Raw genomic sequence first — 6,767 nt, forward strand, 5'->3', positions numbered from 1 at the left:
GAAAAGCAGCGTGCGTGGGGAGGGGGCGCGACAACGCGTCCCGCACGCCAGTGATCACGGCTGGGACGAAAGTCCGCACGAGGGCGATGAGCCCCCGGACGGCGGCGGCGGCCGGCACAGACACCGCCGTGGGGGCGGCGGTGGGAGCGGTGGTGGGAGCGGTGGTGAACCGCCGCGCCGCAGACGGCGGATACTGCGCTGGTCGGCAACGATCCTGTCGGTACTGATACTTGGCACGGCCGGCGCCGGATATCTCTATTACCAGCACCTGAACAACAATCTCGAGACCGACGACCTGAACCTCGGCGACCACCGGGCCCCCGAGCCCACGCCGAACGCGGCGGGCCAGACCCCGCTGAACATTCTCCTGATCGGTTCGGACGCGCGGGACTCCAAGGAGAACCAGAAGCTCGGCGGCGCCAAGGAGACCTTCGGGGGCACGCCGCTGGCCGACGTCCAGATGCTGCTGCATCTCTCGGCCGACCGCACCAACATGTCGGTGGTCAGCATGCCGCGCGACACCCTGCTCGACATTCCCAAGTGCACCGACCCGGACGACGGCAAGGTGTACGAGGCCTCGACGCAGCGGACGATGACGAACGAGACGCTCGGCCGCGGCGGCCCCGGCTGCACGGTCGCCACCTGGGAGAAGCTCACCAACATCCACATCGACCACTTCATGGAGGTCGACTTCGCGGGCGTCGTCTCCATGGCGGACGCCATCGGCGGCGTACCGGTCTGTGTGGACGCCAACATCTACTCGCGGGACAACCAGGGCCACGGCTCCGGTCTGAAGCTGGAGAAGGGCACCACGCCCGTCAAGGGCAAGCAGGCCCTGCAGTGGCTGCGCACCCGCTACGGCTTCGACGGCGGCACCGACATCAGCCGCGCCAAGGCCCAGCACATGTACATGAACTCGCTCGTGCGCGAGCTGCGCGACAACGCCAATCTGAGCAGCCCGAACAAGCTGCGCAAGCTCGCCGAGACGGCCACCAGCGCGCTCAAGGTCGACGACAGCCTCGGCAGCGTCAAGCGGCTCTACGACCTCAGCAACGAGCTCAAGAAGGTCCCGCCGGAGCGGACCACGATGACGACCATGCCGTACGAGTACGTCGGTGCGCGCGTCATCCCCAAGCCGGGCGACGCCGAGCAGCTCTTCCGGCTCGTGCGCGACGACGTCTCACTGGACGGCAAGGGCAAGAAGAAGAAGCCCGCGAAGGAGAAGGTCTCGGACGATCCGGCGGCCCTGGACGCGGAGATCGCGGTGCAGGTGCAGAACGGCACCCGCAGCGACGCCGAGCCGCCGGTCAGCGGGCGCGCGTCGACGGTGACGCAGCTGCTCACCGGCAAGGGCTTCACCCGGGCGACGGCCGACACGACGACGGCTCTCGCGGAGGAGAAGACCGTCATCAGGTTTCCCAGCGCCGAGCTGGAGGGCGACGCCCAGAAGGTCGCCAAGTCCCTTGGGCTGCCGCTGAGTTCGGTGGAGAAGTCGACGGACGTCTCCGGGGTCGTGCTCGTCGTGGGCGCCGACTGGCGGGAGGGGAACACCTACCCCGAGTCGGCCGCGAAGAAGGACGACAAGACGCCGGAGTCGGCCGAGGCGCTCAACGGCTCGGACAAGAAGGCCTGCATGCACGTCGACCCGAAGTACACCTGGGGCGAGCCCAAGGGGTGAGCCGGAACCGCCCGGCTGTTCTCAGGCCTCGCTGAGAACGGCCGGGCGCCGGGACGCGATGACCCGCTTGGCGAGCGAGCGCGGGCTGGTGAGGAAGCCCCAGCCCCACGACATGTGCATCGTCGCGAGCGCCACCGGGATCTGCAGGCGCGCCTTCAGCCCAAGCCCCTTGCCCGCGGGCAGCGAGCCCGCGACGATCGCCGCGAGATAGCCGCCGGGGATCACGAAGCCCCACGGCGTGAGCACCGCGCCCACGACGACGCCCGCGGCGATCGCGCACACGGCGGTCGGCGGCGCGAGGTAACGCAGGTTGATGGAGCCCTCGTGGTAGCGGGCGACCACGTGCCGCCAGCGGCCGTAGTCCTTGTACTGCTTGGCCAGGGCGCGCACTGAAGGCCGCGGGCGGTACTGCACCTTCAGCTCGGGCGAGAACCAGATGAGCCCGCCGGCCTCCCGGATCCGGAAGTTCAGCTCCCAGTCCTGGGCGCGGATGAACTCTTCGTTGTAGCCGCCCTGCCGCTCCAGGGCCTCGCGCCGGAAGACACCCAGATACACGGTTTCGGCCTGCTGGGCCTCGCCGCCGGTGTGGAAGGCCGCGTTGCCCACGCCGATCTTCGACGTCATGGCGGCGGCGACCGCGTGCTCCCAGTCGTTCTCGCCCTCGGCGTGCATGATGCCGCCGACGTTCTGCGCGCCGGTCTCCTCGAGGAGGCGGACGGCCGTCGCGATGTAGCCGGGCGAGAGGATGCCGTGGCCGTCGACGCGCACCACAATCGGGTGACTCGATGCCTTGATGGCGGCGTTCAGGGCCGCCGGCGTACGCCCGGTGGGGTTCGGCACCGTCTGGACCCTCGCGCGGTGACCGGCCGTCTCGGCGACCAGTTCGGCGGCGATCTCGTCCGTACGGTCGGTGGAGGGGCCGAGCGCTACGACGACCTCCATCTCGCCGTCGTACTCCTGCTCAAGGATCGCGGATACGGCAGCACGCAGATGCCGTTCCTCGTTGAGCACCGGCATGATCACGGATACGGCAGGAAGCTGCACGTCGGGCGTCGCGTTCATCGGCGCCACGTTACCGCGAATGGGGGACACCGGCGCGCGCCGCCGGGTCACTACCCCGGGCCGCAGATCGTATGGGCCTACGGTTCTGGCGTTCCCCGGCCCGTCACAGGTCCCGCGTCCCGTCCCGGCCAGGGCCGTCAGCCCGTCCCGGCCAGGGCCGTCAGCCCGTCACCGCGGAGGTGTCCCCCTCGTGCCCACACCGCCCCGCCGCTCCCCAAGACCCTCCTCGCGCGGGCCGCGTCCCCCGCGTCAGGCAGCCGCACCCCGGAAGCAGGCGCCCCGCTCGGCCGGGCGGGGGAAGCGGCCCCGCTGGGCCATGCGGGTGGCGACGGCGCTCTCCGTGACGGTGCTCGCGGCCGCGGGGATCGGGCACGGGGTCGTGTCCAGTCTCGACACCGGGATCGACCGGGTGGACGCCTTCAAGGACATGAAGAACCGGCCGCAGGGGGGCAACGGCATGAACGTGCTGCTCGTCGGCACCGACGGCCGGGACAAGATCACCAAGGCGGAGAAGAAGAAGTACCGGCTCGGCGGCGCGCCCTGCCACTGCACGGACACGATCATGATCGTGCACATCTCCGAGGACCGGGACCGCGCGAGCGTCGTGAGCCTGCCCCGCGACAGCTACGCGGAGATGCCGCCGCACACCGACCAGAACTCGGGCGACCGCCACAAGGCCCACCCGGTCAAGATGAACGCGGCGTACGCGGAGGGCGGCCCCAACCTCACCGTCCGCACCATCGAGAACATGACGAAGGTCAAGATCGACCACTACATGGAGGTCGACTTCACCAGCTTCATGAAGACCGTGGACGTGCTCGGCGGTGTGGAGATCTGCACGGCGCGCCCGCTGAAGGACTCGTACACCGGACTCGATCTGGCCGTGGGCACGCACAAGCTGAACGGCGGCCAGGCCCTGCAGTACGTCCGCACCCGGCACGTAGACGGCTCGTCCGACCTCGGCAGGATGCAGCGCCAGCAGCGGTTCCTCGCCGCGCTGATCTCGAAGGCGACCAGCAGCGGGGTGCTGCTCAATCCGCTCAAGTTCCGCGACGTGAGCAGGACGCTGCTCGGCTCGGTCCGGGCGGACAAGGGCTTCGGTACGAACGAGATGCTGGCCCTGGGCCGGGCGATGCGCGGCTTCTCGCCGTCCTCGTCGGAGTTCACCACGGTCCCGCTGCGCAGCAGGGGCGTGAGCGTGCCGGGCATCGGGTCCACCCTGAGGTGGGACCCGCGCAGGTCCGGGAAGCTCTTCAAGGCGCTGCGCGAGGACCGCCCGCTCGCCGCGCACAACCCCAGGCGCAGGGCCGCCGTGGTCGGTGTGTCGCCGCAGCAGATCCGGGTGCAGGTCGACAACGCCACCGGCATGCCGGGCCTGGGCAAGCGGGTCGACAGCGCGCTGCGGTCCACCGGCTTCCGTACGACGCGGGCACCCGGCAACGCGCCGGGCAAGCCCCTTGCCCGCACGGTCGTCGCGTACGACCCCCGCTGGGACCGCTCGGCGAAGTCCCTCGCGGCGGCGCTGCCGGGCTGCCGGCTGCGCGCGGTCAAGGGCCAGGGGGCGACCCTGAAGGTCCTGGCGGGCAGGGACTTCAAGAAGATCAGGCCGGTGCGGGCGGAGGACGCCTATCAGGGAGAGTTCGGCGCGCTCACCGGGGACCAGGTCGTCTGCCCCCGTGACGATCAGTGACGTACGTAACGCTCGATGACGTACGTAACGCTCGATGACGTACGTAACGCTCAGTCGTCCAGGCCCTCCGCGGCGCGGTTCTGCCGCAGCTCCTTGATCGCCCGGCGGCGTGCGAGGCGGTGCGTACGCCGGATCTGCGCCTCCTGGTAGCGCCGCCGGTCGCGCTCGGTCTCCGGCAGGACGGGCGGCACCGTCCGCGGCTTCCCGTCCGCGTCGACGGCGGCGAACACGAGATACGCGGAGCCGACCTGCTGTGAGGGCGTCGACTCGTTCCACCGCTCGGCGAGCACCCGGACCCCCACCTCCATGGAGGACCGCCCGGTCCAGTTCACCTGCGCCTTCACGTGAACGAGGTCGCCGACCCGTACCGGCTCAAGGAAGACCATCTCGTCCATGGACGCGGTGACGGCGGGTCCGCCCGAGTGCCGCCCGGCGACCGCGCCCGCCGCGTCGTCCACCAGTTTCATGATCACTCCACCGTGCACCGTTCCGAGGAGGTTGGTGTCGTTGTGGGTCATGATGTGGCTGAGTGTCGTGCGGGACGCCGAAGTCGGCTTGCCCGGAATCTCTGATTCCGGTCCAGGGGCGAGGTCTGTCATGGACTCCACCCTATGTCTGACGTATGTCCGGACATCCCCGGACCGCTTTGCATCAGCTCTGCAACAGCCCTGAACCGAAATCCCGCCCACCCTGTAAGCCGCACACCCGGAGACTGCACACTGGGCCACATGAGCGATTGGCCTGACGAGCAGGGCAACGGCCGGGGATACGGCCGTGGCAGCGGGAACGCGCAGCCCGACGGCGCCCGCGTGATGCGGCATGTCCAGCGCGGCGGCGGCTCCGGCCGACCGGGCCAGCAGCAGGGCGGAGTCCCACAGCAGCCGGGATACGACGACGGGTACGGCCAGCGGTACGGCGACGCCCGCGACGACATGTTCGAGCCCCGCGAACCCCGCGCGCCCCGCCAGGACGCGTACGACAACGGGTACGACAGCGGCTACAACACCGGCCAGGTCTACGGCTCGCCGAACGGCAACGGCCAGGGCGGCGGCCAGGGCGGCGACGACGGCTACGGCACCCGCGCCCCCCGCCCCGCACCGAACTGGCGCCGCCGCATCAAGATCGGCTCGCTCACCCTGATCGTGGTGCTGCTCGCGGTCTCCATCGGCACGTACTTCTGGGCCGACTCCAAGCTCAAGCGCGAGGTCGACCTCTCCAAGGTCATCGAGCGCCCCGAGGGCGGCGCGGGCACGAACTACCTGATCGTCGGCTCCGACAGCCGCGAGGGCATGACCGCCGAGGACAAGAAGAAGCTCCACACGGGCTCCGCCGAGGGCAAGCGCACGGACTCGATGATGATCCTGCACGTCGCGGACGACGGCGGGAACACGATGATCTCGCTGCCGCGCGACTCGAACGTGACGATCCCCTCCTTCAAGGGCGCCGAGTCCGGCAAGCTCTACCCGAACACCGGCCGCCAGACGAAGCTCAACGCGGCGTACGCGGAGGACGGGCCCGAACTCCTCGTCCGCACCGTCGAGTTCAACACCGGCCTGCGGATCGACCACTACGCCGAGATCGGCTTCGGCGGCTTCGCCAAGATCGTGGACGCGGTCGGCGGCGTCGAGATGGACATCCCCAAGGGCTTCAAGGACGAGAAGTCCGGCGCCGACTTCGAGGCCGGCAAGCAGACCCTCGACGGCGAGCAGGCCCTCGCCTTCGTCCGTACGCGGTACGCCCTGCCGGGCAGCGACCTGGACCGTACGAAGAACCAGCAGAAGTTCCTCGCGGCCCTCGCCGGCCAGGCGGCGACCCCGGGCACGGTCATGAACCCCTTCAAGCTCTACCCCACGATGGGCGCGGGCCTGGACACGCTGGTCGTCGACAAGGACATGGGCCTGTTCGACGTGGCGTCCATGTTCTGGGCGATGAAGGGCGTCACGGGCGGCGACGGCAAGTCGATGAACATGCCGCTCGCGGGCTCCACCGGCGGCAACCTCCTGTGGGACAAGCCCAAGGTCAAGCAGATGGTCTCGGAGCTGAACAGCGACAAGAAGGTGACGGTCTCGGGCGACTGAGCCGCATCGCGCGTACGTTGGAAGGGGCCCCGCCGGTGCATCGGCGGGGCCCCTTCGCGTAGCGGCGGCACCGCTTGTACCCCGAACGCTTCGCCTGCCGCGAAGCCGCAGCTCCCGCGTGTCACGGTGGAGTCGACTGCCACCCTGAAGTCCGGAGCAATGCCATGGCAGACCTGCAGGTCGAACTCAACACCACCGCCGAGGCCGGAGAGCTGGATGAGCCCTCCATGGAGCCCGCCCAACCCGCCATATCCGAGCC

General features: G+C 69.8%; 5 protein-coding genes. 3 read left to right on the forward strand and 2 right to left on the reverse strand.

Annotated elements, in window-relative coordinates; all coding sequences use genetic code 11:
- The first annotated feature begins 10 nt into the window (after window positions 1–10).
- Window positions 11–1,678: an LCP family protein gene (locus E2651_RS39565; protein WP_135336118.1), complete on the forward strand. Its 1,668-nt coding sequence runs from the start codon at window positions 11–13 to the stop codon at window positions 1,676–1,678.
- A 21-nt stretch (window positions 1,679–1,699) separates the two neighbouring features.
- Here E2651_RS39565 and E2651_RS39570 read toward each other — a convergent pair whose 3' ends face one another.
- Entirely contained in the window at window positions 1,700–2,740 is a 1,041-nt protein-coding gene (locus E2651_RS39570) for a glycosyltransferase family 2 protein (protein WP_135336119.1), read from the reverse strand.
- A 316-nt stretch (window positions 2,741–3,056) separates the two neighbouring features.
- Between E2651_RS39570 and E2651_RS39575 the strand changes: the two genes are divergently transcribed.
- Window positions 3,057–4,430 carry an LCP family protein gene (locus E2651_RS39575; RefSeq protein ID WP_245239503.1) on the forward strand — a complete coding sequence of 458 codons (1,374 nt, stop codon included), beginning with the start codon at window positions 3,057–3,059 and terminating at the stop codon, window positions 4,428–4,430.
- A 50-nt stretch (window positions 4,431–4,480) separates the two neighbouring features.
- Here the strand turns inward: E2651_RS39575 and E2651_RS39580 are convergent, their stop codons facing one another.
- Window positions 4,481–5,029 (reverse strand): acyl-CoA thioesterase, encoded by a 549-nt coding sequence (locus E2651_RS39580; protein WP_135336121.1) that lies wholly within the window; start codon window positions 5,027–5,029, stop codon window positions 4,481–4,483.
- Between the two features lie 129 nt (window positions 5,030–5,158).
- Between E2651_RS39580 and E2651_RS39585 the strand changes: the two genes are divergently transcribed.
- The gene (locus tag E2651_RS39585; RefSeq protein WP_135336122.1) at window positions 5,159–6,508 is read left to right on the forward strand and encodes an LCP family protein; all 1,350 of its coding nucleotides are present in this window, start codon (window positions 5,159–5,161) and stop codon (window positions 6,506–6,508) included.
- Window positions 6,509–6,767: the final 259 nt, after the last annotated feature.

The sequence above is a fragment of the Streptomyces sp. MZ04 genome, assembly GCF_004684775.1.
Taxonomy (GTDB): domain Bacteria; phylum Actinomycetota; class Actinomycetes; order Streptomycetales; family Streptomycetaceae; genus Streptomyces.

Excerpts from the sequence above, each read along its gene's own strand:
- E2651_RS39570 (WP_135336119.1), bottom strand. The coding sequence starts at position 2,740 with ATGAACGCGACGCCCGACGTGCAGCTTCCTGCCGTATCCGTGATCATG.
- E2651_RS39575 (WP_245239503.1), top strand. The coding sequence starts at position 3,057 with ATGCGGGTGGCGACGGCGCTCTCCGTGACGGTGCTCGCGGCCGCGGGG.
- E2651_RS39580 (WP_135336121.1), bottom strand. The coding sequence starts at position 5,029 with ATGACAGACCTCGCCCCTGGACCGGAATCAGAGATTCCGGGCAAGCCG.
- E2651_RS39585 (WP_135336122.1), top strand. The coding sequence starts at position 5,159 with ATGAGCGATTGGCCTGACGAGCAGGGCAACGGCCGGGGATACGGCCGT.